Annotated in this window: 24 protein-coding genes; 15 read left to right on the top strand and 9 right to left on the bottom strand. The window is 40.4% G+C overall.

Annotation, left to right across the window (positions count from 1 at the left end):
- Positions 1-37: 37 nt before the first annotated feature.
- The gene (locus tag NSQ34_RS04720) at positions 38-1,420 is read right to left on the bottom strand and encodes a hemolysin family protein (RefSeq protein ID WP_024425731.1); all 1,383 of its coding nucleotides are present in this window, start codon (positions 1,418-1,420) and stop codon (positions 38-40) included.
- A 337-nt stretch (positions 1,421-1,757) separates the two neighbouring features.
- Here NSQ34_RS04720 and NSQ34_RS04715 point away from each other — a divergent pair, with 337 nt between their 5' ends.
- Together NSQ34_RS04715 and NSQ34_RS04710 are read left to right on the top strand one after the other, a co-directional pair.
- Positions 1,758-2,198: a MerR family transcriptional regulator gene (locus NSQ34_RS04715; RefSeq protein ID WP_034667702.1), complete on the top strand. Its 441-nt coding sequence runs from the start codon at positions 1,758-1,760 to the stop codon at positions 2,196-2,198.
- Positions 2,199-2,256: 58 nt separating this feature from the next.
- On the top strand, positions 2,257-3,588 hold the full coding sequence (locus NSQ34_RS04710; RefSeq protein WP_034282244.1) for a hemolysin family protein: 1,332 nt from the start codon (positions 2,257-2,259) through the stop codon (positions 3,586-3,588).
- A gap of 39 nt (positions 3,589-3,627) precedes the next feature.
- Here the strand turns inward: NSQ34_RS04710 and NSQ34_RS04705 are convergent, their stop codons facing one another.
- A complete protein-coding gene (locus tag NSQ34_RS04705) occupies positions 3,628-4,230 on the bottom strand; it encodes a 1-acyl-sn-glycerol-3-phosphate acyltransferase (RefSeq protein WP_024425286.1) in 603 nt (200 codons plus the stop codon).
- 370 nt (positions 4,231-4,600) lie between these two features.
- On the opposite strand from NSQ34_RS04705, the gene NSQ34_RS04700 reads away from it, so the two are divergent.
- The 3 genes from NSQ34_RS04700 to NSQ34_RS04690 are packed head-to-tail and all read left to right on the top strand — an operon-like array spanning position 4,601 to position 6,421.
- Positions 4,601-5,092, top strand: coding sequence for a sigma-70 family RNA polymerase sigma factor (locus NSQ34_RS04700; protein ID WP_024425287.1), 492 nt, complete (start codon positions 4,601-4,603; stop codon positions 5,090-5,092).
- Positions 5,085-6,143: an anti-sigma factor gene (locus NSQ34_RS04695; protein WP_046310389.1), complete on the top strand. Its 1,059-nt coding sequence runs from the start codon at positions 5,085-5,087 to the stop codon at positions 6,141-6,143. The genes NSQ34_RS04700 and NSQ34_RS04695 overlap by 8 nt, the downstream gene beginning before the upstream one ends.
- On the top strand, positions 6,131-6,421 hold the full coding sequence (locus NSQ34_RS04690; protein ID WP_024425288.1) for a hypothetical protein: 291 nt from the start codon (positions 6,131-6,133) through the stop codon (positions 6,419-6,421). Before NSQ34_RS04695 ends, NSQ34_RS04690 begins: the two co-directional genes overlap by 13 nt.
- Positions 6,422-6,485: 64 nt before the next feature.
- On the opposite strand, the gene NSQ34_RS04685 is transcribed toward NSQ34_RS04690, so the two are convergent.
- Positions 6,486-7,886: an amino acid permease gene (locus NSQ34_RS04685; protein ID WP_098676770.1), complete on the bottom strand. Its 1,401-nt coding sequence runs from the start codon at positions 7,884-7,886 to the stop codon at positions 6,486-6,488.
- 452 nt (positions 7,887-8,338) lie between these two features.
- Complete coding sequence (locus NSQ34_RS04680) at positions 8,339-9,169, bottom strand: C40 family peptidase (protein ID WP_041116968.1); 831 nt, start codon at positions 9,167-9,169, stop codon at positions 8,339-8,341.
- A 353-nt stretch (positions 9,170-9,522) separates the two neighbouring features.
- Here NSQ34_RS04680 and NSQ34_RS04675 point away from each other — a divergent pair, with 353 nt between their 5' ends.
- The 7 genes from NSQ34_RS04675 (at position 9,523) to garD (ending at position 18,680) form a co-directional block, all read left to right on the top strand.
- Positions 9,523-10,884, top strand: a complete 1,362-nt coding sequence (locus tag NSQ34_RS04675) for an alkaline phosphatase (RefSeq protein ID WP_061109610.1) — start codon at positions 9,523-9,525, stop codon at positions 10,882-10,884.
- Between the two features lie 180 nt (positions 10,885-11,064).
- Complete coding sequence (gene kdgD, locus NSQ34_RS04670; protein WP_046310385.1) at positions 11,065-11,991, top strand: 5-dehydro-4-deoxyglucarate dehydratase; 927 nt, start codon at positions 11,065-11,067, stop codon at positions 11,989-11,991.
- Positions 11,992-12,012: 21 nt separating this feature from the next.
- Entirely contained in the window at positions 12,013-13,479 is a 1,467-nt protein-coding gene (gene gucD, locus NSQ34_RS04665) for an alpha-ketoglutaric semialdehyde dehydrogenase GucD (protein ID WP_176967549.1), read from the top strand.
- 65 nt (positions 13,480-13,544) lie between these two features.
- Complete coding sequence (locus tag NSQ34_RS04660) at positions 13,545-14,921, top strand: MFS transporter (RefSeq protein WP_176967550.1); 1,377 nt, start codon at positions 13,545-13,547, stop codon at positions 14,919-14,921.
- Between the two features lie 27 nt (positions 14,922-14,948).
- Positions 14,949-16,313, top strand: a complete 1,365-nt coding sequence (locus tag NSQ34_RS04655; RefSeq protein WP_176967551.1) for an enolase C-terminal domain-like protein — start codon at positions 14,949-14,951, stop codon at positions 16,311-16,313.
- A 71-nt stretch (positions 16,314-16,384) separates the two neighbouring features.
- Positions 16,385-17,089 (top strand): FadR/GntR family transcriptional regulator, encoded by a 705-nt coding sequence (locus NSQ34_RS04650; protein ID WP_034282256.1) that lies wholly within the window; start codon positions 16,385-16,387, stop codon positions 17,087-17,089.
- Between the two features lie 13 nt (positions 17,090-17,102).
- Positions 17,103-18,680, top strand: coding sequence for a galactarate dehydratase (gene garD, locus NSQ34_RS04645; protein ID WP_176967552.1), 1,578 nt, complete (start codon positions 17,103-17,105; stop codon positions 18,678-18,680).
- 38 nt (positions 18,681-18,718) lie between these two features.
- On the opposite strand, the gene NSQ34_RS04640 is transcribed toward garD, so the two are convergent.
- Both NSQ34_RS04640 and NSQ34_RS04635 read right to left on the bottom strand, forming a co-directional pair.
- Positions 18,719-20,131: a SpoVR family protein gene (locus NSQ34_RS04640; protein ID WP_024426593.1), complete on the bottom strand. Its 1,413-nt coding sequence runs from the start codon at positions 20,129-20,131 to the stop codon at positions 18,719-18,721.
- A gap of 76 nt (positions 20,132-20,207) precedes the next feature.
- Entirely contained in the window at positions 20,208-21,407 is a 1,200-nt protein-coding gene (locus tag NSQ34_RS04635) for a globin domain-containing protein (RefSeq protein WP_046310376.1), read from the bottom strand.
- A 183-nt stretch (positions 21,408-21,590) separates the two neighbouring features.
- On the opposite strand from NSQ34_RS04635, the gene NSQ34_RS04630 reads away from it, so the two are divergent.
- Both NSQ34_RS04630 and NSQ34_RS04625 read left to right on the top strand, forming a co-directional pair.
- Positions 21,591-22,022 (top strand): Rrf2 family transcriptional regulator, encoded by a 432-nt coding sequence (locus NSQ34_RS04630; RefSeq protein ID WP_024425294.1) that lies wholly within the window; start codon positions 21,591-21,593, stop codon positions 22,020-22,022.
- Positions 22,023-22,181: 159 nt separating this feature from the next.
- Entirely contained in the window at positions 22,182-23,657 is a 1,476-nt protein-coding gene (locus tag NSQ34_RS04625) for a catalase (RefSeq protein ID WP_034282264.1), read from the top strand.
- Between the two features lie 110 nt (positions 23,658-23,767).
- Here NSQ34_RS04625 and NSQ34_RS04620 read toward each other — a convergent pair whose 3' ends face one another.
- Complete coding sequence (locus NSQ34_RS04620; RefSeq protein WP_224426432.1) at positions 23,768-24,031, bottom strand: YqzG/YhdC family protein; 264 nt, start codon at positions 24,029-24,031, stop codon at positions 23,768-23,770.
- Positions 24,032-24,279: 248 nt separating this feature from the next.
- Here NSQ34_RS04620 and NSQ34_RS04615 point away from each other — a divergent pair, with 248 nt between their 5' ends.
- Complete coding sequence (locus NSQ34_RS04615) at positions 24,280-24,528, top strand: YhdB family protein (protein ID WP_024426598.1); 249 nt, start codon at positions 24,280-24,282, stop codon at positions 24,526-24,528.
- 376 nt (positions 24,529-24,904) lie between these two features.
- Here NSQ34_RS04615 and NSQ34_RS04610 read toward each other — a convergent pair whose 3' ends face one another.
- Both NSQ34_RS04610 and NSQ34_RS04605 read right to left on the bottom strand, forming a co-directional pair.
- Positions 24,905-25,555, bottom strand: coding sequence for a response regulator transcription factor (locus tag NSQ34_RS04610; RefSeq protein ID WP_101677420.1), 651 nt, complete (start codon positions 25,553-25,555; stop codon positions 24,905-24,907).
- Entirely contained in the window at positions 25,552-26,697 is a 1,146-nt protein-coding gene (locus NSQ34_RS04605) for a GAF domain-containing sensor histidine kinase (RefSeq protein ID WP_101677421.1), read from the bottom strand. Before NSQ34_RS04605 ends, NSQ34_RS04610 begins: the two co-directional genes overlap by 4 nt.
- Between the last annotated feature and the right edge of the window lie 72 nt (positions 26,698-26,769).

The following is a 26,769-nucleotide window of genomic DNA, read 5'->3' as shown; positions in this document are numbered from 1 at the left end:
GTACAAAAGAGACTAAATACCTAAAAAAACCTTGAGCTTATTTTTCGCTCAAGGTCATTTCGTTTACTAACAGCGGCTCCTTTATATCAAGTCCAGTGCGTGCACTGCCTTTTTCTGACGATGTGACGCCTTTTTTCAAATCGATCTTTTTAACGTAGCGTCCATCCATTTCCAGCACTTTCATTCGAATATCATCAAGATAGACGGATTGTCCTTCTCTGATATCAATATTCTCTTTTAAGATGAGTCCGCCGATTGTATCAATTTCCTCATCATGATAAGAGATCTCGATCAAATCTTGAACTTCATCTAATCTCACTTTGCCATCTAAAACATAATGATGATCGGCTCTTTTTTGAATCACTGGTTGTTCATCTTCATCGAATTCATCTCGAATATCTCCGACAATCTCTTCTAAAATATCCTCCGTTGTGACAAGTCCAGACGTTCCGCCATATTCGTCAGTTAAGATCGCCATATGCATTCTATCACGCTGCATCTTGACGAGAAGCTCTTGAATAGGAATCGTGTCGATAACCTCAATCACTGGATATATATAATCTTGAATTTTCAGTTGATCTTTTTCACCTTGATACACAAGATCTGCAAAGAGCTGCTTTTTGTTCAGCATGCCAATGACATGGTCTTTATCTCCTGAAAACACAGGGAAACGTGTATACTTTTCCTGCGTCATGATGGCGAGGATATCATCTAACGGCATATCTTCTGGAATCGCACAAATTTCTCGCCGCGGTACCATGATCTCTCTGGCAATTCGATTATCGAAATCGAAAATCTTGTTCATATAATTATATTCTGATGGGTTGATTTCCCCATTTTTTAAGCTCTCAGATAATAAAATCTTCAGTTCCTCTTCAGAATGGGAATGTTCTTTTTCAGACCCCATATCGATGCCCATCATTTTAGTTAGCAGACGTGCTGACCCGTTTAACACATAAATGAAAGGGAACATAAGGATATAAAATGCATGCAGCGGGCCTGACAGCCATAGTGTCATTTTTTCCGCCTTTTGAATGGCAAGCGTTTTTGGTGCAAGCTCACCTACAACTACATGCAAAAAGGTAATAATAGAGAACGCAAGTGTTGCTGAGATCAGGCTGATTGCTGAATCAGGAATGTTTGTCAAACCAAAACCTCGAACCAAAAGTTCTTTCACAGCCGGCTTACCAATCCACCCTAAACCAAGGGATGTCACTGTAATACCGAGCTGACAGGCTGACAAATATTCATCTAGCCTTGATGTCACCTTTTTCGCCATGATGGCCTTTTTGGACCCTTCGGCAACAAGCTGATTAATTCTTGAACTTCTCACCTTTACTATGGCAAATTCAGATGCAACAAAGAAAGCTGTTAAAGCAATCAAAACACCGACTATACTCAGATTAACAATATCGTCCATTTAACCTTGCTCTTTCTTAGAAGAACAAGGAGTCACCTCCTGATTGATGATGTTATGTTTTGCAAAACGGTTAACTGATTAAATAAGACTACATTGAGGGCCCCACTTAACCACCTCCGGTTCACGTAAAATTCCGCCTCTCTACATATATATGAAACGGTATTCATTTTATCTTACCATAAATAATCTGAAAATTCCTGTATCATCATGCTGTTTTTGACATGACTGACTAAATTGAGGGAAATCCTCCTCTGTTTCTTCTTATTGGCAGGAAATATGAACAATTAACTTGTGTTTCAGACTAGAATTATATTAAACTATTTTCATAAACTATAACGTGACGGTTAGGAGGAGATGTTCAGATGGGGCTGAGAAAAAGTATCGTATTGGTGAACTAGCACAGATTGCACAGGTGACGAAACGAACTGTAGATTATTATACAAATCTAGGTTTGCTTGCGCCTGTTAGATCTTGCTCAAATTATCGTTATTACGATGAATATGCTTTAAAACGATTACAATTAATCGTTCTTTGCAAACAGCAGAGATTGGCTCTTTCTGACATCAAATCCAGATTAGATGAACAATTCCCTTCTCAAAAGGAAGATCATGATGAACTTGTCCATTTAACCTCTGATATCGATCGGATGAATGAGCATATGGACCGCATTTTGGCACGTTGTAAGCAGCTTCAGCCAGAACAACGTGAAAAACTAAAAGAGCAGCTTACTCCTGAAAAAATGACGGCTGTCCAATCATTTTTACTGCTGTTAAGTTAAAATTTTTACTAAACAGGAGGTGTTACCTTCGTTCTCAAAGTCAGAACGAAGGCCTTAATTGGACATAGTTAATTTACTCATAGTCGCTTTACTTATAGCTTTAACCGCGTTTTTCGTTGCATCAGAGTTTGCGATCATTCGCTTAAGAAGCTCAAGAATTGATCAGTTAATCGCAGAAGGTAATAAAACAGCAGTTGCTGTCAAGCATGTAACGACTCATCTTGATGAGTACCTATCAGCCTGTCAGCTTGGTATTACCATTACCGCCCTTGGTATTGGTTGGTTAGGGGAAGAAACAATTGCGCATATGCTTGCGCCGCTCTTTGCAGAGCTGTCCATTCCTCAATCAGCTAGTTCTATTGTCACTTTTATTATTGCGTTTAGTATCATGACGTTTTTACACGTTGTCGTTGGAGAACTTGCACCGAAAACACTCGCCATTCAAAAGGCTGAGCAAGTATCCCTTCTTTTTGCTAGACCACTGATGATCTTTTATAAAGTGATGTTCCCGTTCATTTGGGTATTAAATGGATCTGCTCGTTTGTTAACGAAAGCGTTCGGTCTTCAGCAAGTATCTGAGCATGACATGGCGCACTCTGAGGAAGAATTGCGGATTATTTTATCAGAGAGCTATAAGAGCGGCGAGATTAACCAGTCTGAATTCAAATATGTAAATAAAATTTTCGAATTTGATGACCGTCTGGCGAAAGAAATTATGATTCCTCGTACCGAAGTTGTCAGCTTCCCATATGATATTACCATTGAGGAAATGCTGAAGGTAACAAAGGTAGAGAAATATACACGTTATCCAATTGAAGATGGCGACAAAGACAACATTATCGGTGTTCTTAACATTAAAGAGGTTCTCACTGCCTGCATTAGCGGTGAGTGCTCTACAAGCGATACGATCGAAAAGTTTGTAAATCCAATTATTCACGTGATTGAAACGGTTCCTGTTCATGATTTACTGCTCAAAATGCAGCGTGAACGTGTACACATGGCCATTTTATCAGATGAATATGGCGGTACAGCAGGTCTTGTCACTGTTGAAGACATCCTTGAAGAAATCGTTGGTGAAATTCGTGATGAGTTCGACATTGATGAAATCAACGAAGTGCGTAAACTTGGAGAAGACCATTACATCTTTGATGGCAAGGTTCTTGTTGATCAAGTCAACCTGCTATTAGGTATACAGCTTGATAATGAAGAGGTCGACACAATCGGCGGCTGGTTCCTTACTCAGAAATATGAAGTAGAGAAAAATGACGCCATTCGTGAACAAGGCTATGAATTTATTATTAATGAAGTCGATGGACACCATGTGGCATACATCGAAGTAAAAAAGTTAAATGAACAATTATTAGAAGCAGCTGAAGAAGGCGCTTCTTAAGAAAAAAACGACCCTTGCCTAAGCAAGCGGTCGTTTTTCTTATGCCTTTTCCATTAATTGAGCTTCTAGCTCTTTGATTCTTGTGTTTAATACTTCTGTCATGGCACCTAATCTTTCTTTTGGCGGCAGATGGTCAAATTCAGACAGCTCAATCGGTTCACCGATGATTAAGCGCATTTTCCCTTTTTTGAAAAGGCTTTTCGCATTTGAAGGTCCTTTGTATGCGGCTGGAACAATTGGCGCTTTACCGAGCTGCGCAATGGTAACCGCTCCTCTTTTTAAAGGAACATCCTCTGTAGTACGTGTGCCGCTTGGAAAAATCCCAACGATCTTTCCCTCTTTTAATAATTTAATGGGCGTTTTAATACTGCTTGGCCCAGGATTCTCTCGATCAACTGGAAAGGCATGAATCTTTTTTAAAAATCCACCGATCCATTTATTTGCAAACAATTCTTTTTTCGCCATGTAGTGGATCTCAAACGGAAGAATTCCTGCGCCTAATGCAAGAACATCCACAAAACCCTCATGTGTACAAGCAATGACAAAACCCCGATCAGTTGGCAGATTCTCTTTTTGATATACTTTGATTCCACCTCGGAGACCAAATAATAATTTGACGGTATAGCCTGAAAATTTATACATAGTGCACTTCCTTTGTTTGAAGAATGAAGGATTTGTCTCTATTATAACAAATTTTTTATTACCTGGTACTAAAAATTTGTACGCAGTCCAATCCTCCCTATTTTTTTCGTTTAAAATGAACGTTCTGACTGTATTCAAGCACAAGGTTTTAGGGGAGAATAGAATAGGAATTGTGTCCAATTTTGTCGTTTTTCGATGTTTTTTCCTGATTTGTTCTATTGAAAATACTTTATAAATGATGCAAATTTCGCTATGATAAGGAGAAATGATTTTGATTCGGCGAAAGAAATGAGTAATGTACGGTAATGAGAAGTTTCGTGCAACTTTATGCCTTTCTTATGCGTGTATAACATAGAGGGGAGAAAAATCAGTGACGATCGATGAAATTTATCAAATGTATATGAACGATGTTTACAGGTTTCTGCTCTCCATGACAAAAGACAAACATTTGGCAGAAGACTTATTGCAGGAAACCTTTATGCGTGCGTATATACATATTCATTCCTACGACCATAGCAAAGTGAAACCTTGGTTATTTCAGGTGGCACGAAATGCTTTTATTGATTATGTCAGGAAACATAAAAAAGAAGTGACCATATCGGATGACCTCATTGGCGGTCTTTTACAAACGTCTGTACAAAGCCCTGCTGAACAGGTTGAAATAAAGGAAGTTCTCACCATGTATTTGGAGCAGCTTCCAGATAACTACAAGGAAGCGTTGACATTGTATTATTTAAAAGAGCTAAATTACAAGGAAGCATCCAAGGTCATGAATATTACTGAAGCAAATTTTAAAAGTGTTTTATTTCGTGCAAGGCAGCGCCTAAAAGCACTTTACAACAGAGGTGTTAATGATGAATGAAGAGTTTAACAAGCGATGGGAACAATATAATAATGGTGAGATGAATGAGGAAGAAATGATAGCGTTTGAAGAAGAACTTGAAGAAAACGAAAAACGCTTAAGCCAGGAACTGAACGACTCAGATTGGACAGATTTTTCCATCAGTCCTGAGAAGCAAAAAGCCATTTTACAATACGGAAAAAGAAAGTCATATTTACGTATTTCCGTACTTGCTGTCATATCGACACTCATTATTTTACCGCTTTGTACATTAGGAAGTTATTTATACTACGGCGTTGGCGGCGCCGAGAGCAAAGGCAATCACTTCATGGAAACAGCAGCTGTCACCGTCGCTTTAACCAAACCAAACGTGGCCATTGATATGAAGGATTTAAAAGGTCAGGTCAAACTTTTTGGGATGAACACCGAATTGAAGCTGCAAAAGCAAATTGGCAATAAAACAGAAGCTATTGGCAGCGAACAAATCGAGATGTTTTTCGATAAATTAAAGCAGCCTACCATCTCTTATTATGGTGACAGCGCACGCGAAACGGAGGGTTTCTTTACCCATCCTTCGGCGCAGGCAGATGCCTCAAAAAAACAAACACTCACTACGTTAGACAAGCTTCCTGAAGGAACAGTAAGTGAAGTGTATGTATCCTATGACAGAGCTTACACACCAAAGGATGTTTATTCCTTTGCTAAAAAATACGATATGAAAGTGCTGTGGAATGCGATTAAAACAGAGGATTCATTAAGTGGAAATCAGCGGCCAATCGGCTTTCCTGGGAAGGACTCTGAATTTTTAAAAGAGCTTCAGCACACATCAAAAACTGAGGTAGATCAATTCAAAGATGCCCTTGCTTATGTTAATCAGCACCCGACATGGGCAACAACGATCTCTGGCAGACCTGATCTTGACCTGTCTAATCGTATACGCTATATCGATCAAAATGGCGTCACGGTTTATGGCTCTGTGGTCACTGGGCCTTCAAAAGAGATTGAGAAATTTGTAAAGACAAAACGCATTAAAACGGCAAAAGTGAGCGAGGTGGAATTATGGAATTGGTAAGAATTTTTAAAGAGCATAATGTATTTGGCTGGATTTCTGTCGGCACAGCGATATTATCCCTGCTCATGCTAAACCTCGCCATTATCAGCAACGTGACATTTTATTCTTTTCAAATGCTTCCTTTTGCAATGGCCGCAGTTCCATTTGGCATTATTGAACTGTTCATTAAAAAAGGCCGTACGGGTCCAGGTTTCCTCGGTGTCGTACTGAATATCTTTGTCATTGTTTGTGTCTATGCCATCGTATCAATCGATGTCGATCTTCAATTAGGTTTTTAATCAGCACTCAAAAGCAAAAGCCCGTGTTACTTGACTAATGCCAAGCATCACGGGCTTTTTTCATTTATTGTTTATTCAATTCTGAATGCTTTCTTGAATATAAGAAATACACAACCAGCCCAATGGCAAGCCAGATTAAGAAACGTACAAAGGTGATTGCACCAAGCTTATAAATGAGCAATCCGCAAGATAGAATAGCTAAGATCGGAATAAGCGGAACTGCCGGGCATCTGAAAGCTCTTGGTAAGTCCGGCTGCGTTTTTCTCATCACAATGACCGCCACTGAAATCAAAATGAATGCTGAAAGTGTCCCGATGTTCACTAAACTTGCCAGCTCATCAAGTGGAATAAATCCACCCATTAATGCTGACAATGTACCGAAGAACAATGTATTGATGTAAGGAGTTTTATGCTTTGGATGAACTTTTGATAATACCTTTGGCACCAAGCCATCACGAGACATAGCAAACATCACGCGTGTCTGGCCGTACAGCATGACAAGCATCACGGTTGTCATCCCTAGAATCGCTCCGACATCCACAATACCAGCCACCCAGTTTTGTCCGGCTACTTGTAAAACGAGAGACACTGGATGTGATACTCCTTCAAAATTCATAAAAGGAACGATGCCCGTCATAATCGCACTGACAACGACATAAAGCAGCGTACAAATCAATAAAGAAGTAATAATTCCTCTAGGCAGGTTGCGTGATGGATTTTTTGTCTCCTCTGCCGCAGAAGCAACTGCATCAAACCCGATAAATGCAAAGAATACTAGGGCTGCTGCACTTAAGACCCCTGATGTCCCAAATGGAACGAATGGTGTCCAGTTTTCAGGTTTTACATATTTCACAGCGACTAAAATAAAGAGCAGAATCACAGCAATTTTCATAATAACCATGATGTTATTTACTCGTTTTGATTCTTTAATACCAAAGTACAGCAGGAAGGTGATGACCATTAAAATAATAAATGCTGGAAGATTAAAATATGTCACGTGTCCCTTTAAACCACCTGGTGCTGCTGTTAACTCAACTGGTATATGAACCCCTATCCCATTTAAAAAAGACACAAAATAGCCTGACCAGCCCGCTGAAACGGCACTAGCAGCCAGCATATATTCTAATATTAAATCCCAGCCAATGATGAATGCTAGAAATTCCCCCATTGATGCGTACGTAAATGTATACACAGACCCTGACACAGGCACTGTTGAAGCAAATTCCGCATATGACAGTGCTGCAAACAAACAAGCAAGACCTGCGATGACAAATGATAGCACAAGTCCTGGCCCCGCAGTGACGGCTCCTGTACCTGTTAGAACAAATATCCCTGTCCCGATAATGGCTCCAATGCCCAGCATGGTTAAATCAAATGAACCCAATTCCTTTTTTAATGCTTTTTCCCCTTGTGTTGCCGCAATGAGCTCTGAAATGCTCTTTTTTCTAAACAACGAATTGCTCATACCATCACTCCCAAAACTTAGTATCAGTCTAAAGACGCCACATTCATATAATTCACAATATTTTCTGAATATTTAGATTAAATTTAGCGCAATAAATTGGTGGCGTAAAATTATTATATATGAAAATTAAAAAATGAAAACACTTTTTTAAAAAATAGAGTGAAAATTCTTATATATCAACGAAAATATTGTCAATAAAACGGTTAGATTTTCTTCAATCCTTATTCAATTGATAGTTTGTCTCCCTCTATTTATGATACAACATGGAAGATTATATTTTTTTCATATACTTATTATTCAACAAAAATAAGACCCTTTTTTTAAAAGCGGGGTCACAATTATGTTATTTTAAAGCCTTTAGACCGATAGTGATCTATGAGAAAAAGACCAGTTCTGCGGCACAAATGATATATGAAAAAAGAGACTGCTTCATAGCAGTCTCTTAAAATGAATTAGTTTACAAATGTTTTCGCTCCAAGATAAATAGGCTTCCAATAGCTTGATGTCATATCACTGATCGTTACACCGTCAGAAGCAGCATGGATAAACTTATTGTTCCCAAGGTAGACACCCATGTGAGATGGACCCGATTTATACGTTGTAAAGAAGACAAAATCTCCAGCCTTTGGTTTGGATACACTTTTCATCGATCCCCAGAAACCTTCAGTTGTTTGTCTTGAAATCTTTTTTTGTTTGTTAATGATATACCACATAAATCCGCTGCAATCAAAGCCCTTCGGTGTCGTTCCACCCCATCTATATGGAGTACCGTTTTGCGCTTTAGCATCTGCTATGAGCTTAGACGTGTTTAAGGAAGAAGTAGAGACTGTTTTTTCTTTCACAGGTTTCGCCTTTACTTTAGACGTCTTTTTCACCTTTAGCTTTTGCCCGATTTTAATGAGGTCTGTTTTAAGTTTATTTAACGATTTCAACTCTTTCACAGTCATCCCGTATTTTTTGCCGATCTTAGATAATGTATCACCTTTGACAACTTTATGAGTGGCAGTTGCTGAAGCCGTTTTTACTTTTGTTGTTGTTTTTGATGTCTTCACTGCTTTTTTCGAAGAAGTGCCATTCACTTTTAAGGTTTGTCCAACATAAATCACGTTAGATTTCAGCTTATTGTCTGATTTAATTTTGCTCACGCTTGTTTTGTATCTTTTCGCTAGAACAGAAAGAGAGTCACCTTTTTGAACTTTTACTGATTGTGCTGAGGCAGCGCCGGCAAATAATGTCGTCCCAAGTAGAACTGCACTTGCAGCTGTGATCAATTGTTTTTTCATTTGTTCCTCCTGTATGTATCTATCTGATCCGAATTTTTATCTACTCCCTATTATAAGGATCAAATACCAGAAGAAATAGTCTTGACTTCCTACGACATTATGCTTATTAATTCGGCAAAATTTATTTTTTTTTAGGGTTCTTTTTATTTCATTTTCATTACACAATCATGACAAAATAATCGCATCTTGTCATGGATAAATGATACATTCATTTCTCTTTTTGGTTCATTCTATGTAAAGTGGACCTTTACAATTTTAAAGTGAACTTTACGGTGCTGTAAAAAGGAATCCACACTTCTGCTCTACCATTGTAAACGTAAGAGCGATACATAAACAATGAGGAGGCAAAATGAATGAGTGTGTTGAAAAGCTCGAAAACGAAAATTGCTGCAGTGGCAGCAGCATCTGTGCTATCGATTGGCATTTTTTCAGGGATTGAATTTGGACAAGCTGACAAAGCTGAGGCTAAAAAGAAGCCGAAAAATGACGTGCAAAATGTGATCGTGCTGATTGGAGATGGCATGGGAACACCTTATCTTTCAACTTACCGCTCATTTAAACACAACGGTGACCTTTCAAAGCAAACAGCGTTTGACCCTTACCTCACTGGCATGCATAAAACATACCCTGACGACTCTAAAAGTAACATTACCGATTCAGCAGCAGCTGGTACAGCCATGGCCACTGGTAAAAAGACATACAACAATGCCATTGGTGTAAACAAAAACGGCAAAAAACTAAAAACCGTTTTAGAAGAAGCCAAACGAAAAGGAAAATCGACGGGTCTTGTCGTGACATCTGAATTAACAAATGCTACGCCTGCTGCGTATGCCGCTCACGATGTGTCTAGGAAAAACACTGCAGCCATCGCTGATGATTTCTTCGATGAGAAAATCGGGAAACAGCATACAGTCGATGTCATGCTTGGCGGAGGACTTGTCGATTTTGTCCGAAAGGATCGTGATCTGACGAAGGAATTCAGACAAGCCGGTTATGATTATGTCACCAATAAAGCCGCCTTACAAAAAAACAAAAATGAAAAAGTGTTAGGCATTTTTGCTGATGGAGGTCTCGATAAAGCCATTGATCGTGATCAAACGACCCCTTCCCTGCAAGATATGACATCCTCAGCCATCAAACAGCTGTCTAAAAACAAAAAAGGATTTTTCCTTATGGTCGAAGGCAGTCAAATTGACTGGGCTGGACATGATCATGATATTGTCAGTGCAATGAGCGAAATGAAGGATTTTGAAAAAGCATTTGAAGAAGCGATTCGTTTTGCGAAAAAGGATAAAAACACGTTAGTCATCACGACCGCAGATCATTCAACTGGCGGACTTTCCTTCGGAGCAGACGGTTCAGGCAGCTGGGATTACAAACCGGTAAAAGCAGCGAAAAAAACGCCTGACTTTATCGCAAACAAAATTGTCAGCGGCATGACTGTTGAGTCAGCGCTGAAACAATATATCAATCTTGATTTCACAAAAGAAGAAACAGCCTCTATTCAAAAGGCCGCTGAAACAAAAGATACTGTTAAAATTGATGATGCGATTGAAGAAGTGATCAATACAAGATCACATACAGGCTGGACAACTTCTGGTCATACCGGTGATGAAGTTCCATTCTTTGCGTATGGCCCAACAAGCCAGCAGCTAAAAGGTCTGATGGAAAATACAGATCAAGCAAAACATATCTTTAAATTACTTCATCAATAAAACGAAGAACATTGTAAGAGCAGGTGTAGAAAATGCCTGCTCTTTTTATTGTTCAATCTTCCAGTTGAAATTTCTGAAAATAAAGATATTGACAAATTGTTTATTTGTCTTACAATTAAACAAAAGAGTTTTTGGTAGCGCTTACCTTTCTTTTTAACAAATTACAGGAGGTTTTTAGCAATGATTCAAGGTAGAAGAGCACCAGAAGGCATATTAGGTTTTCCTATCGCTCCTTTTCAAGCAAATGGTCAGCTTTCTGAGGAAGCACTATTTCAAAACATTCAATTCTTACTAGACGAAGGGCTCGATGCCATTTTTATTGCATGTGGGTCGGGAGAATTTCAGTCTATTAGTCAAAAAGAATACGAGCAAATGATTGATGTGGCACTTGCAGCTGCCGGTGGTCAAGTTCCTGTTTATTCAGGAGTTGGAGGAAATTTAAATACCGCACTGGAGTGGGCGAAAATTTCCGAGGAAAAAGGCGTTGACGGTTACTTATTACTCCCTCCTTATTTAATTCATGGTGAACAAGAAGGACTATATGAATACGCCAAAACCATTATAGAAAGTACAAACCTAAATGCCATCTTATATCAACGAGATAATGCTGTTCTTTCTGTGCAGCAAATCAAACGGCTCACTTCTTTTGAACAGCTTGTTGGTGTAAAAGATGGGGTCGGTGATATGGATTTAAACGTGAATCTTTCCTATACAATAGGCAGCAGGCTCAGCTATATAAATGGATTGCCTATGGCAGAGGTCACAATGCCGGCTTACTTACCGATTGGTTTTCATTCCTATTCCTCCGCAATTTCTAATTATATCCCGCACATCTCAAGAATGTTTTATCACGCACTAAAAACGGGTGATCAAGAAACGGTCAAGGACATTTACACAACTGTTATTCTACCGATTAACCGGATTCGCCAACAGAGAAAGGGCTATGCCGTCTCACTCATTAAAGCCGGCATGAACATTATGGGACATTCTGTCCGCAATTCAGCAAGACCGCCTGTTGTTCCTGTAGAAAAAGAACACTATCAAGAACTAGAGAACATTTTACAGCACGCAATGGAACGCTTCCCGAAAAAAGCGGCTGTGAATTAACGAAAGAAAGGAGCTCATATTATGTCCACTTCAGTGAAACAAAAAACGTACTTCAATTATATCAATGGTGAATGGGTAAAGGCTTCCACAGGAGAAGTGATCCCCATTCAAAATCCTGCCGACAAAGAGGAGGCTGCTGGATATGTGCAGCGCTCAAGTCTCGAAGATGTAAACGGAGCCATCACTGCAGCTCATGAAGCAAAGACGATGTGGCGAGATTTATCAGGTGCAGAACGAGGACAATATCTTTATAAAGCAGCTGATTTGCTGGAAGAACGTCTCGATGACATTGCCATTACTGCTGTAAAAGAAATGGGTAAAACTCTGCCTGAGGCAAAAGGAGAAGCGGCACGCGGTGTAGCCATTCTCCGCTACTATGCCGGCGAAGGAATGCGCAAAGAAGGCGATGTCATTCCTTCTACTGACCGAGAGGCACTCATGTTCACTAAAAGGGTTCCATTAGGTGTTGTAGGCATCATCTCTCCTTGGAATTTCCCTATTGCCATCCCTATTTGGAAAATGGCTCCTGCACTCATTTATGGGAACACGGTCGTCATTAAACCTGCGACAGAAACTGCCGTTACTTGCGCAAAAATCATGGCCTGCTTTGCAGATGCCCACCTTCCAAAAGGAGTAGTCAATATGGTCACAGGATCGGGAGCTGTCGTAGGTCAAGGAATGATTGAACATCCAAATATCCAAGGAATTACATTTACTGGATCAAATGCAACGGGTAAAGCCATCGGTCAAAAAGCCTTTGATCGCGGGATTAAGTATCAGCTTGAAATGGGAGGAAAAAACCCCGTTATCGTAGCCAATGATGCGGATCTTGATCTTGCGGTAGAAGCAGCCATTACAGGAGCCTTCCGGTCAACTGGACAAAAATGTACAGCAACGAGCCGAGTCATTGTCCAAGAAGACATCTATGATGCCTTTAAAGAAAAACTCGTTCAAAAAACGCAAGAGATCACTATTGGGGACAGTTTAAAAAAAGACGTATGGATGGGTCCGATCGCAAGCAAACAGCAGCTTGATCAATGCCTTTCCTATATTGAAACTGGAAAAAAAGAAGGTGCCACCCTCCTTTTTGGCGGGAAACCATTAACAGATGGTGATTATCAGAATGGTTATTTTATTGAGCCTGCTATCTTCGAACATGTCACCTCAGACATGACCATCGCTCAAGAAGAAATATTTGGTCCTGTCATTGCTTTAATCAAAGTGCAAGATATCAATGAAGCATTTCACATTGCCAATGATGTGGTTTTTGGCTTAAGCGCTTCTATTTTCACCCAAAATATCGGTCGTATGCTGTCCTTTATTCAGAATATCCAAGCTGGGCTCATTAGAATTAATGCAGAAAGTGCTGGTGTAGAGTTACAGGCACCATTTGGTGGAATGAAACAATCAAGCTCTCATTCTCGTGAACAAGGAGAAGCGGCAAAGGAATTCTTTACAGCCATTCAAACCGTTTTCATTAAATCGTAAAATTGAAGCATTTGAGAGGGCATCTGCCCTCCTCAATTCTCTATTTTAGAAAAGGAGAAGAAATGATGATAAATAACCTCTTCCATGCTTCACAAACTGATAAAAAAACGTCTGTCCGCTGGTTTATCGTCTTCATGCTGTTTCTTGTCACTTCTGTCAATTATGCAGATCGTGCTACCCTTTCTATTGCTGGAGATTCTGTTCAACATGACCTTGGTCTTAGCTCTGTATCAATGGGTTATGTCTTTTCTGCTTTTGGCTGGGCATATGTCATTGGCCAATTGCCTGGCGGTTATTTATTGGATAAATTCGGTTCTAAAATGGTGATTGCCTGCAGTATTTTCTTTTGGTCTTTGTTTACATTGTTTCAAGGTGCCATAGGTTTTTTTACAGCGGGTACTGCGATTATTCTCCTTTTTACCCTGCGATTTTTAGTAGGGCTGGCGGAAGCTCCTTCCTTTCCAGGCAATAGCCGTGTAGTGGCTGCATGGTTTCCTAGTTCTGAACGTGGAACAGCTTCTGCTTTCTTTAATTCAGCTCAGTATTTTGCGCTTGTCATTTTCTCTCCAATTATGGGCTGGCTTACACATTCTTTAGGATGGCATTCTGTTTTTGTTGTTATGGGAATCCTCGGTATTTTGCTGTCTTTTCTTTGGATAAAAACCGTCTATAATCCAAAACAACACCCGAAAATTAACGCAGCAGAGCTCGATTACATATCAAAAGGCGGGGCTTTGACCTCAATGGACGATGAAAAGAGCCAGCAAAACAAAGAATCCAAATGGCCATACGTGAAACAATTACTTTCAAATCGGATGTTAATTGGGGTTTATATTGCTCAATATTGCATTACCACCCTCACTTATTTTTTCTTGACGTGGTTTCCTGTGTATCTTGTTCAAGCAAAAGGAATGTCCATTCTCGAAGCAGGTTTTGTTGCTTCCCTGCCAGCTCTCTGCGGTTTTTTAGGCGGAATCCTTGGCGGCTTGTTATCCGATTTTTTATTAAAAAGCGGGAAATCGCTTACTTTCGCACGAAAGACACCCATTATTATCGGCATGCTTCTTTCATGCAGTATGATCATCTGCAACTATACAGAATCTTCATGGATTGTTGTTGCGATTATGTCGCTTGCTTTCTTTGGAAAAGGATTCGGTGCACTTGGCTGGGCCGTTGTATCAGATACCTCCCCAAAGGAATGTGCCGGGTTAAGCGGCGGTTTATTTAATACCTTTGGCAACATTGCATCCATTACAACACCCATTATCATTGGATATATTGTCAATGCGACAGGCTCTTTCAGTGGTGCGCTCGTCTTTGTCGGCAGTAATGCCGTTATTGCAATCTTAAGTTATTTATTCCTTGTGGGTCCCATTAAACGTGTGAAGTTAAAAGAACCCCCTTCAACACCTGCGGCCCAAGTCCCATCCAGCTCTATTTGAAAGCGCTTTATATAAAGGAGGATATATATGAATCAATACTTAAAAGAAGTCAAAAAGGAACGAGCAAACAATCTCCCTTACATTACTGACATGAAGGTGATTCCTGTTGCCGGCTATGACAGTATGCTTTTGAATCTAAGCGGAGCGCATGGACCTTTTTTCACAAGAAATGTTGTCATACTAACAGACAGCAGTGGCCGTCAAGGAGTCGGAGAAGTTCCCGGCGGTGAAAACATTCGACAAACACTTGAAAAAGCCGCCAGACTTGTCCTCCAAAAACCAATTGGGCAATATCATGCCATCCTGCAATCGGTGCAGCAAACATATCAAGACCTCGATAGAAGCGGGAGAGGCAATCAAACCTTTGACTTACGGACAACAATACATGCTGTTACAGCGTTAGAAGCGGCTCTCTTGGATTTATTAGGTCAATTTTTAGAAGAACCGGTTGCCTCTTTATTAGGAACAGGTCAACAAAGACAGGTCGTTGACATGCTTGGGTATTTATTTTACATAGGGGATCAAATGAAAACCCCTCTCCCCTATTTGAAAGAAGATCATTCATCTTGCAGCTGGTTCCGGCTAAGGCGTCAAAAAGCACTAACACCGATGGACATTGTCCGTTTGGCTGAAGCGGCTTATGAACGCTATGGATTTCAGGATTTCAAGTTAAAAGGCGGTGTCTTTTCCGGGGAAGCAGAGATGGAAGCTGTAGAATCTCTTTCAAAACGTTTTCCAAATGCTCGCATCACACTTGATCCTAATGGAGCGTGGTCTCTTGATGAAGCCATTCAGCTTTGCAAAGGAAAACAACATGTGCTTGCATATGCAGAGGATCCATGTGGAGCAGAAGACGGATTCTCATCAAGAGAAATTATGGCCGAATTCAAACGAGCTACCGGCATTCAAGTGGCTACAAATATGATCGCAACTGATTTCCGTCAATTGTCACACGCCATCCAATTACATGCAGTTGATATTCCACTGGCGGACCCGCACTTTTGGACAATGGAAGGTTCAGTTAGAGTCGCTCAAACGTGTCATGATAACGGCTTGACTTGGGGATCGCACTCAAACAACCATTTTGATATTTCCCTGGCCATGTTTACACACGTTGCCGCTGCTGCACCAGGTCATATAACAGCGATTGATACCCACTGGATATGGCAAGATGGCCAGCATTTAACAAGGAACCCACTTTCAATCAAAGAAGGTCGTGTCAAAGTGCCACAAGAACCCGGGCTGGGTATTCAAATTGATCTAGAAAAGATAGAGGAAGCCAACCGTTTATATAAACAAATGAAGCTTGGTGCAAGAAATGATGCCATTCAGATGCAATATCTCATGAATGGCTGGACATTCGACCCGAAAAAACCGTGTTTGATTCGGTAGTTTGACTGTAAATGATTGTATTCCCCTTCATTTTGTCTTACAATTGAACAACTGAAGGGAGAGAATGACTCGTGAATGAAAGTATGGATGAACTTAAATTTGAAACAGTGAATCGAAAAACATTAGCAAAACAAGTCATAGAACGTATCGTTCATTTATTGTCTAGCGGACAATTAAAAGCTGGTGACAAACTGCCAACAGAAATGGAACTCATGGATATTTTATCGGTAAGCCGCCCTGTGTTGCGCGAAGCTTTAAGTTCTCTTGAAACATTAGGCGTTATCACTAGAAAAACACGAGGCGGTACATATTTTAATGATAAAATTAGCAATCAGCCATTTTCAGTTATGCTCGCACTGGCTCAAGATAATTTACCAGCCATTCTAGAAGCTCGTATGGTACTAGAACTAGGCCTTGTCACCGTTGCTGCTGAGAAAATTAGTGATGAAGAATTAAAAAAATTAGAAAGAACCATTGAAATGATTGAGGAAAGTACAGATAACAACTATGGTGAAGCCGATAAAGAATTCCACCGGATTATTGCCTTAAGTGCAAACAATCCAGTTGTTGAAGGCATGATTCAGGCGCTTTTAGTATCACACGCCAAGATTGACAGCCAAATTCCTTACCGAGAAAAAAACGTGACCGTTAATTATCATCAGAAAATTTATGAAGCGCTTCAGCTTAGAGACCCATATCAAGCACACTTCCATATGCATGAACATTTGAAGTTTGTACGTGATAAGATTTTAAAAGGATTAAATCAAACGCCATGATACGGAAGCGGATATGCTTCCTCTCCTCTTAAAAAGACAGCGTTTTCAAAGGAGTGATCTCTTGAATCAAAAAGCAAAGGAAGCACCTCTATATATTCAGGTAAGTTCAAAGGATAATGTAGCAATCATCGTAAATGATGGCGGACTACCAGCTGGCACCAGCTTTTCAAGTGGATTGACGTTAACTGAACGCATCCCTCAAGGGCATAAAGTTGCACTTAAGACAATTGAACAGCATGCACCAATTGTGCGATATGGTGAAATCATTGGATACGCTAGCGAAACCATCATACAAGGAAGCTGGGTGAAAGAAGAGCTCGTTCAAATGCCAGCTCCTCCTCCTTTAGACAAATTATCATGCCTAACATACAGCGGTCCTCCGCTTAAAAAGTTTGATGGTTATGAATTTCAGGGATACCGAAATCCAGATCATTCTGTTGGTACTAAAAATATTCTCGGGATTACAACAAGCGTGCAATGTGTCGTTGGGGTTCTTGACTATGCGGTCAAAAAAATCAAGGAAGATCTGCTGCCGAAATATCCAAATGTGGATGACGTAATTCCCCTCCACCACCAATACGGCTGCGGTGTGGCCATTCATGCACCAGATGCGGTCATTCCCATCAGAACCATCCAAAACTTAGCCACACATCCGAACTTTGGCGGAGAAGTGCTCGTCATTGGATTAGGCTGTGAAAAACTCATACCATCACGCATTGTGTCAGAAGAGCGGCAAGACGATATTTTAACATTACAGGAGGAATCAGGCTTTTCTTCAATGATTACCTCCATTCTGAAGGCTGCAGAGCACAAACTAAAGAAACTCAATAGGCGGACACGCGTCCCATGTCCTGTATCGGATTTAGTGGTAGGCTTACAATGCGGTGGAAGCGATGCATTCTCAGGTGTAACTGCAAACCCCGCCGTTGGATATGCAGCAGACCTCCTTGTCAAAGCAGGAGCAACGGTTCTTTTTTCAGAAGTGACAGAAGTGCGTGATGCCATTCACCTATTAACTCCAAGAACTTTGAATGAAGAAACGAGGCAGGCACTTATACGGGAAATGAAATGGTACGACGACTATTTAAGCAGAGGTCAAGCAGATAGAAGTGCAAATCCTTCCCCAGGAAATAAAAAAGGCGGTTTATCCAATGTCGTAGAAAAGGCGCTTGGATCTATCGCCAAATCCGGCACAAGTCCAATATCTAGTGTGATTGGGCCTGGTGAGAAAGCGGCCACCAAAGGGCTGATATTTGCTGCGACGCCGGCAAGCGATTTTGTTTGCGGAACACTGCAGCTCGCCTCTGGTATGAATGTACAAATTTTCACAACAGGCCGAGGAACTCCATACAGCCTAGCAGCAGCACCTGTAATAAAAGTTTCTACGAAAACCAGCTTACAGACACAATGGCCGGATCTTATTGATTTTGATGCCGGCCGTATTGCAACCGGAGAAGCAACAATCGAGGAAGTCGGTACAGACCTGTTTCATTATATACTAGATATCGCCAGCGGCCGGAAAGAAACATGGGCCGATCATTGGGGGATTCATAACGATTTGTGTCTATTTAATCCAGCTCCAGTCACATAAAAGAGATGTCCGTTTGAGGACATCTTTTTTTATGATCATTAAGCGAGATATTTCCTATGAACCCCTTTTCCATCATAAGAAAACATCACTTCTTTTCCTTCAAGAACTGACTCGATATGCACACTTCTTCCCCACAGCTGATATAAATACGGAAGGACTTTTTCTAAGTATTTCAGATCAAGTTCAATGCCTTCATACCAATGCTTGATATAAAGTTCGTTATTTTTTAAATAGTCGCCATCGATCACGGTCAAATACGGAAAGCCGCCATTCACTCTCATACTGACTAACTGATCACGAACCGCCTTCCATTCTTTATCAATGACTTTATAATCTCTCCCCTGCTTTTGAAACAAGTACAAGTCTTCTCTCATCACAAGGTCTTTCGTTAAGTAGTTTCGAATAAAAGAAATATCCGATTCAATTTCCCTGACTTCAAACATTTTACTGCGGCCAGATCCTTCTTTGACCCCTGCTTTTTTTAATTCTTCACATGGGTTGTTATAGCGTTCTTCAATATCTTCAAAAATTTTCAGCCCTAAATAGTAAGGATTGATGCCTGTTTTAGATGGCTGCACCACACCTGCATTTAATTTCGCAAACTCTATCGATTCACTTGAATCCAAATCAAGCTCCCGCATAATCCGCTGGTGCCAATACGATGCCCAGCCTTCATTCATAATCTTTGTTTCCAGCTGCGGCCAAAAATAGAGCATTTCTTCTCTCAGCATGGTAAGAACATCCCGCTGCCATGGCTCCAGCTCCCGGGAATGCGCTTCAATAAAGAGTAAAAGATCCTTTTCAGGCTTTGGCGGAAATTGCTTAACGGTTTTCTTTTTCTCACGCATTTTCGGCTCATCCATTCCCCACAAATCATCATAAGGCGTTTGACGTTTTGGTTTATCATCTTCACTTTCTTTATCGTCCATATTCCAGCTTAATTTTGATCGAACAAGAGACGGATCAATATGCTCCTGGATAGCCAATACGGCATCTAAAAAGGCTTCGACTTCTTTTGTTCCGTGGATATGCTCATATTCTTTGATCCGCTCTGCCGCTGCTGACATGCTTTCGACCATATCTCGTTTTGTGTTTTGGAAACGGCAATTATTTTTGAAGAAATCACAGTGTGCCAATACATGAGCCACAATTAATTTATTTTGAACGAGCGTATTGTTATCTAGTAGAAAGGCGTAGCAAGGATTTGAATTGATCACCAGTTCATAAATTTTGCTTAATCCTAAATCATAATGAAGCTTCATTTTATGAAATTGCTTCCCAAAGCTCCAGTGGCTGAATCGTGTTGGCATTCCATATGCACCGAACGTATAAATAATTTCCGCGGGACAGATTTCATACCTCATCGGATAAAAATCTAGACCAAATCCTTCTGCAATTTCTGTAATTTCATCAATCGCTCTTTGTAAAAGACGTTTTTCAGATACGCTCAAGGAAACCATCCCTCCTCATCGGACTTATCCCTACTATATGAGCGTATGTAAAAAAACATGATGTTCCGCCAACCGTTTAGACGACTTCCATTTCTTTTGTGGATTGCCCGCCAAATGCTTCGAAATGAATATTGCGCGATGGAATTCCAAGCTCTTTTAAAATATGAATGATCTCCTGTGTAAACACCGGGGAACCGCATAGATAAAATTGGCCTTTCCCTTCTCCGATCACCGATTGAAGAAATGGACGGTCAATGCGGGAAGACGCTTTCTCAACAAGCTCACCCTTTCCAGACTGCGCAAATTGTTCGTTACATAGGATGATGCGCCCATGGGAAGCTGAAGCTAGAACGCGTTCAAACTCATTTTCAAAAGCATTTACATCCTCTAATCGATCTGCATGAATCATCGTGAATGTCTGGCTGTTTTGTGCGGCAGTTTTTACTAAACCAATCATTGGAGTGACACCAGACCCAGCACTGATGAAATAAACAGGCTCTTTTGTGTCTCCTTGCAAGCAGAACATTCCCTGCGGCATACTCACTTGAAGAACGTCCCCTTCTTCCATTTCATCATGCAAAAATGTAGACACATGACCATCACGCTTCACTGTAATGCGGTAATAAGATGGATGATGCTCGTCTGATAAACTGTATTGTCTGCTGCACATATAGGCTTCTCCTGGCATATCTGCCTGAACCGTAATGTATTGGCCTGCTTGATACAATGGCAGCTCTGATTCATCTTCTGGTACTAAATAAAAAGAGATAAGCGATGGAGATTCTTGCTTCTTTTTCTTAATCACAAACGGCTTCACATCTGCCCATCCGCCTGTCTGTTTCACATTTTCATCCATCATTTCTGCTTCTATGGTAATGAAAATATTCGCAATGATGTCATATGCAGCTTTCCAAGCTAATAAAGTGGCATCCTCTTCTCTTAAGCCAAACACATCTTTCATCGCTTCAATCAGGTGATATCCGACAATTGGGTATTGTTCTTTTTTGACCATGACACTGACATGCTTATGGGCAATTTGTTTGACCGCAGGAAGTAATTCTTCTAATCGATCAATGTGCAGTGCAGCTTGATATAGTGTCGCAGCAAGTGCCTCTGGCTGACTTCCGTTCATCAGATTTGTTTTATTAAATTGATTGAGCAGCTCCGGGTGCTGGCGAATCATATTTTGATAAAAAACAGTGACAAGTTTGGTTCCCTCGGCTTTTAGTAGAGGAGCTGATTGCTTTATTGCATTCATTTGATCTTTAGATAACATCGTCATTCCTTCTTTCAAAAGAAGTATTTTAAATACATCTTTATCGTAATGGATGACAGTCTCTAAAAGCAATATTTATAATACATGTTTTAAATGTTGTCACATTTTACACTTTCTCGAACAGTTTTTGTCTAAAATGTGTTACGATGATACAAAACTCTATTAGGTTTAGAGGTCGTCAAAATGAAACTTACGAATTACACAGATTTCTCATTAAGGGTACTCATTTATTTAGCTTCGAGAGAAAATAATGAACTGTCAAATATTCAGCAGATCGCCGATGTTTATGGCATTTCTAAAAATCATCTGACAAAGGTGATTTATCATCTTGGAAAACGCGGGTATGTGGAAACGATTCGCGGGAGAAATGGCGGGATCAGGCTTGGAAAAAGCCCAGAAAGCATTAATATTGGAGAGGTTGTCCGTTATACAGAGGATGATTTAGTCATGGTTGAATGCTTTGATCCAAAGAAAAACAGCTGCATCATCTCCCCAATTTGTTCATTAAAGCATGTACTTCATGAAGCACTCACTGCTTATTTAAGCGTTCTAGACCGATACACACTAAACGATTTAACACAAAACAAAGATGCTCTTAGAGAGCTCCTGCTTTAAGGCGAAAGAATTTATTCTTTCGTCTTTTTCTTTACCTTCTTGTAATAATAATTTATTTAAAATTATTATAAATAAATATTGACTATCATGTTTGATTCAATATAATTAGGGTATATAGATTGCTAGAAAACACTTTTTTGTTTACAGGAGGAGAAAAGAATGACAAATTCAAATCATAAAAATTTGACAACGAACCAAGGCGTGCCTGTTGGCGATAACCAAAACTCAAGAACAGCTGGTCACCGCGGACCTACCTTTCTTGATGATTACCATTTGATTGAAAAACTCGCACACTTTGATCGTGAACGTATTCCAGAGCGCGTCGTTCATGCAAGAGGCGCCGGCGCTTACGGTGTGTTTGAAGTAGAAAACAGCATGGAGAAACATACAAAAGCAGCCTTCTTAAGTGAAGAAGGAAAACAAACAGACGTTTTTGTTCGCTTCTCCACCGTTATTCATCCGAAAGGTTCACCTGAAACATTGCGTGACCCGCGCGGCTTTGCTGTCAAATTTTATACAGAAGAAGGCAACTATGATCTCGTTGGTAACAACTTGCCGATCTTCTTTATTCGTGATGCATTGAAATTCCCTGATATGGTTCACTCTCTCAAGCCAGATCCTGTAACCAATATTCAAGATCCTGACCGTTATTGGGATTTTATGACCTTAACGCCTGAATCCACTCATATGCTCACATGGCTTTTCTCTGACGAAGGAATCCCTGCAAACTATGCTGAAATGCGCGGTTCTGGTGTGCATACATTTAGATGGGTGAATAAATACGGCGAAGCAAAATATGTAAAATATCACTGGAGACCTTCTGAAGGTATTCGCAACTTATCTATGGAAGAAGCAGCGGAAATTCAAGCAAACGATTTCCAGCATGCGACAAGAGATTTATATGACCGCATTGAAAAAGGCAACTTCCCAGCATGGGACTTATATGTTCAGCTTATGCCGCTTAGCGATTATGATGAACTTGATTATGATCCATGTGACCCAACAAAAACGTGGAGCGAGGAAGATTACCCGCTTCAAAAAGTAGGACGCATGACACTCAACCGCAATCCTGATAACTTCTTTGCTGAAACAGAACAGTCTGCTTTCACGCCAAGTGCATTTGTTCCAGGAATTGAGGCATCTGAAGATAAACTGCTTCAAGGCCGTCTGTTCTCATATCCTGATACGCAGCGCCACCGACTTGGTGCGAACTACATGCGCATTCCGGTTAACTGCCCTTATGCACCTGTACACAATAACCAGCAGGATGGCTTTATGACAACGACTCGTCCAAGCGGTCATATTAACTATGAACCAAACCGTTATGCCGATCAGCCAAAAGAAAACCCTCACTACAAAGAAAGTGAGCCAGTTCTTCACGGTGACCGTATGGTGAGACAAAAAATTGAAAAACCGAACGATTTTAAACAAGCTGGAGAAAAATATCGAAGCTACTCTGAAGAAGAGAAACAAGCATTGATTAAAAACCTAACAGCTGATTTGAAAGATGTGAATGACCAAACAAAATTACTTGCAATCTGCAACTTCTATCGTGCCGATGAAGATTACGGCCAGCGATTAGCAGATTCACTTGGTGTGGATATTCGCGCTTATCTTCAAGGTAGCATGAAGTAATTCCATTTCGAAAAAAATTGTTGGACAAAGGGCTAAAATGATCTTTATTTTAGCCCTTTGTCTTTTTTGACTGAACGCCTCAAGCACCCTTTACAAAAAAAGGGACTTCTTTATAATCGAAACACGTTAATACTAATCAAATGACCAGTCACCGGATGAAAATAAATTTCTGCATGTGCGGCAAAGCGAGTTGATCCTTCCTTTACAGTGACGCGAAACACATCTTTTGTCTGCTCATCATTCACTTCTGTCCGGCCAATGTAATGATAATCATTTAAAGCGGCACCTTTATATTCATCTTTAAACGCTGTGTACGCAAGTCTTTCCCAATTTTCAAACGGCTGAACTGCTGCTTTTGATGCAGGATGAATCATCAAACTGCCAAGCAAAACGATTCCTGCTGCAATAAGCATCCACCATTTCGGCTGCATGATATCATTGAACTCACTTTCATATATGTTTTGTTTAGGTTTAGCAAGCCTGTCCTTTTTCATACATGAAGCAATTATTCAGCCTATAATTCCCGGTACACGATTGATGCGGACACCAACTTTTCCCCTGAAAAAGTCGATATGATCCGAGCAAACTAATGAAGACTTCTCAAGGGAAAGGAGAAGGTTTAATGAATGTGGCGGATTATGATAAAGCACTTTATTATACGCATCGCTCGCAATGGGATAATTTACTTATTCTTATGGTACGTACGCAAGATGATTTGCTCTCGAAACGTATTGAGCATTTCTTACATGCGTATCAATTTAACCGGAACGATGCAGATGTTGAAAAATGTTTATATGGGCTCCTGCAGTACATTGATCATGCTTCAGAGGCTGCTGCTTCTGAAGTTTATTCACAACCGATGTACACATAAAGAAAAAGGGCTAAAATGAATTTTTTTAGCCCTTCCCTTTTATATACAATTAGCAGTGCGCTGTAATGGGAAGCGTTAGAGTTAATGTATGGATCGCAAGCTTATTCAAATTCTCTTTTAATTTGTCATCATCATGACGAAAATCACTTACTAATTCATATGCCTCCACTAGATCCCCTCCTATTTTACATTCACCTGTGATTGACCGGTTCATCCCCTCATTTAAAATAAAAAAAGACTTGATGAGCATACACTCATCAAGTCTTTTTTGGTTTTTCTATTAGAAATTAGACTGTTCATGCTTCTCTTTTTTATTCAATTCATTGAATTGAATGTGCGCTTAAAAGTTTTAGCATGACGTCTAGATCTCCTTCTGTCATAGCAGCTCTTTCGGCTGATTTTTTTGATAATCCACTGCATACAGAGCCGCTTGGGTTCGATCTGCCAGCTCTAATTTTGATAATACATGAGATACGTGCGTTTTAACAGTTTTTTCAGAAATAAACAGCGATGAGGCAATTTCTTTGTTGCTTTTGCCTTTTGCAATCTCAAATAAGACATCTCGCTCTCTATTGGTGAGCTCTTTCATCAATGCCCATTTCTGCTCTTTTGGCTCTGTCAGATGCTGCACGAGAAAGGTCGTGATATGACCATCTAACTGGTAGGTGCCATTTTGAACTTCAATCATGGTCGAAAGCAGCTTTTCTGGTGCTACATCCTTTAATTGATAGGCTTTCGCCCCTGCTTGAATGGCGGGAATGACATAATCTTTATCCGCATAGCTTGTCAGGATCACAATGCGGGAGTCCGGCATTTCCAGCGTCATTTGTTTCGTTGCCTCAATGCCATTCATTACAGGCATAGACAAATCCATTAAGACAATGTCAGGCAGGGTTTCTCTGACAACCTCTAATGCCTCTTGCCCATTGGACGCCTCACCAACGATGTCCACATCAGACTGTGTCTGCAAGAAAAACACAAGCCCTTTTCTCACAATATGATGATCATCTGCAATGACAACTCTCATGACGATCCCTTCCTTTCTTGTGAAAATGGCACTTTTACATGAATCGTAGTCCCTTTACCTAACTCTGAATGGATACAAAATGTACCACCTGCTCTTCGGATGCGGTCAGACATCCCTTTCAGCCCAAGTGAAAGAAGGCTCATCTGCTCGTCATATTGAAAACCTTTTCCGTGGTCAATGATTTTCATCTCCAACGTGTCTTTTGATTGCTCAAGCTTGACCTCGACTTCTTCTACTTCCGCATGTTTTTGACAGTTATTGAGCGCTTCTTGACATACCCGAAAGAAAGTTTCATTGTGAGAATGGTCCATTTCTATACAGCCTGATAAAGATAAAGTGCAGCGTAATCCTAAAAGCTGTGCATACTCTTCAATTGCTGTCGTAAACCCTTTTTCAAGGCCTCTGGGTCTCAGCTGCCAAATAAGTGACCGCATTTCAATCAGAGCATCTTGTGACAAATGCTGAATAAAATCAATCATTTCCCCTAGATGTTGATCGCTTGTCATTTGCCGTGCAGCCTTAGCAGTCAGACTCACAGAGAACAGCATTTGGTTGACAGAATCATGCAAGTCCTGTGCCAGCCGGTTTCTTTCTTCCAGAAGTGCGTGCTGCTGTTCATTTTGCACAAGCTTCATCCGCTGAATGGCGGTGCCAATTTGAAGTGCAATGCTTTCAAGCAAATTCAGCTCCTCTTGCGTAAATGTGACTTTTCCTTTTGCCGCCACATTTAATAAGCCGAACGTACGCTTACACGCTTTTAGCGGTACGGTTGCATGATGAGTAATTCCTTCTGTATCCCCGAGCTTTTCTTCAATTGCCGTTTCAATCCGTTTGCAGTTAATAATATTGGTGGCTGATTGCAGCGAGCCTTTTGTGTATCGGTTGATGCAATAACAATCATTTTGACACATGAGCTGCTTTTGATGCTTTGCAAGTGCTTCAGGTAAGGAAACCTCTGCCATCAGTTCATATGACCCGTCTTTTTCTATAAAATAAATCCATGCTGAATGAAAGCCTGTGACATCCATCAGCATATGGAGCACTTCATGGAGCGTTTCTTTCATTTCCATGCCTTCATTTAGCTTTTCAGCAATTTCTTTTAACGTTTTTAATGTTTCAACCTTCTCTTGGTATTCTCCCATACTGTTTACCCCCGGCATTTGCAGCCTTCACTTATCATTACGCTCATTATACCATGTGCCCCCTCGTCGCTC

This window comes from Bacillus sp. FSL P2-0069, assembly GCF_038593315.1.
Classification (GTDB): Bacteria; Bacillota; Bacilli; order Bacillales; family Bacillaceae; genus Bacillus; species Bacillus safensis.
This window is presented reverse-complemented; position numbering and strand designations above follow the sequence as displayed.

Coding starts and splice junctions, on each gene's coding strand:
- NSQ34_RS04695 (WP_046310389.1), top strand. CDS start 5,085: ATGAATGAAGAGTTTAACAAGCGATGGGAACAATATAATAATGGTGAG.
- NSQ34_RS04680 (WP_041116968.1), bottom strand. CDS start 9,169: ATGAAAAAACAATTGATCACAGCTGCAAGTGCAGTTCTACTTGGGACG.
- NSQ34_RS04720 (WP_024425731.1), bottom strand. CDS start 1,420: ATGGACGATATTGTTAATCTGAGTATAGTCGGTGTTTTGATTGCTTTA.
- NSQ34_RS04615 (WP_024426598.1), top strand. CDS start 24,280: ATGAATGTGGCGGATTATGATAAAGCACTTTATTATACGCATCGCTCG.
- NSQ34_RS04705 (WP_024425286.1), bottom strand. CDS start 4,230: ATGTATAAATTTTCAGGCTATACCGTCAAATTATTATTTGGTCTCCGA.
- gucD (WP_176967549.1), top strand. CDS start 12,013: ATGTCCACTTCAGTGAAACAAAAAACGTACTTCAATTATATCAATGGT.
- NSQ34_RS04605 (WP_101677421.1), bottom strand. CDS start 26,697: ATGGGAGAATACCAAGAGAAGGTTGAAACATTAAAAACGTTAAAAGAA.
- NSQ34_RS04610 (WP_101677420.1), bottom strand. CDS start 25,555: ATGAGAGTTGTCATTGCAGATGATCATCATATTGTGAGAAAAGGGCTT.
- NSQ34_RS04675 (WP_061109610.1), top strand. CDS start 9,523: ATGAGTGTGTTGAAAAGCTCGAAAACGAAAATTGCTGCAGTGGCAGCA.
- NSQ34_RS04625 (WP_034282264.1), top strand. CDS start 22,182: ATGACAAATTCAAATCATAAAAATTTGACAACGAACCAAGGCGTGCCT.
- NSQ34_RS04660 (WP_176967550.1), top strand. CDS start 13,545: ATGATAAATAACCTCTTCCATGCTTCACAAACTGATAAAAAAACGTCT.
- kdgD (WP_046310385.1), top strand. CDS start 11,065: ATGATTCAAGGTAGAAGAGCACCAGAAGGCATATTAGGTTTTCCTATC.
- NSQ34_RS04635 (WP_046310376.1), bottom strand. CDS start 21,407: ATGTTATCTAAAGATCAAATGAATGCAATAAAGCAATCAGCTCCTCTA.
- NSQ34_RS04620 (WP_224426432.1), bottom strand. CDS start 24,031: ATGATTCATCCTGCATCAAAAGCAGCAGTTCAGCCGTTTGAAAATTGG.
- garD (WP_176967552.1), top strand. CDS start 17,103: ATGCTTCCTCTCCTCTTAAAAAGACAGCGTTTTCAAAGGAGTGATCTC.
- NSQ34_RS04655 (WP_176967551.1), top strand. CDS start 14,949: ATGAATCAATACTTAAAAGAAGTCAAAAAGGAACGAGCAAACAATCTC.
- NSQ34_RS04630 (WP_024425294.1), top strand. CDS start 21,591: ATGAAACTTACGAATTACACAGATTTCTCATTAAGGGTACTCATTTAT.
- NSQ34_RS04690 (WP_024425288.1), top strand. CDS start 6,131: ATGGAATTGGTAAGAATTTTTAAAGAGCATAATGTATTTGGCTGGATT.
- NSQ34_RS04685 (WP_098676770.1), bottom strand. CDS start 7,886: ATGAGCAATTCGTTGTTTAGAAAAAAGAGCATTTCAGAGCTCATTGCG.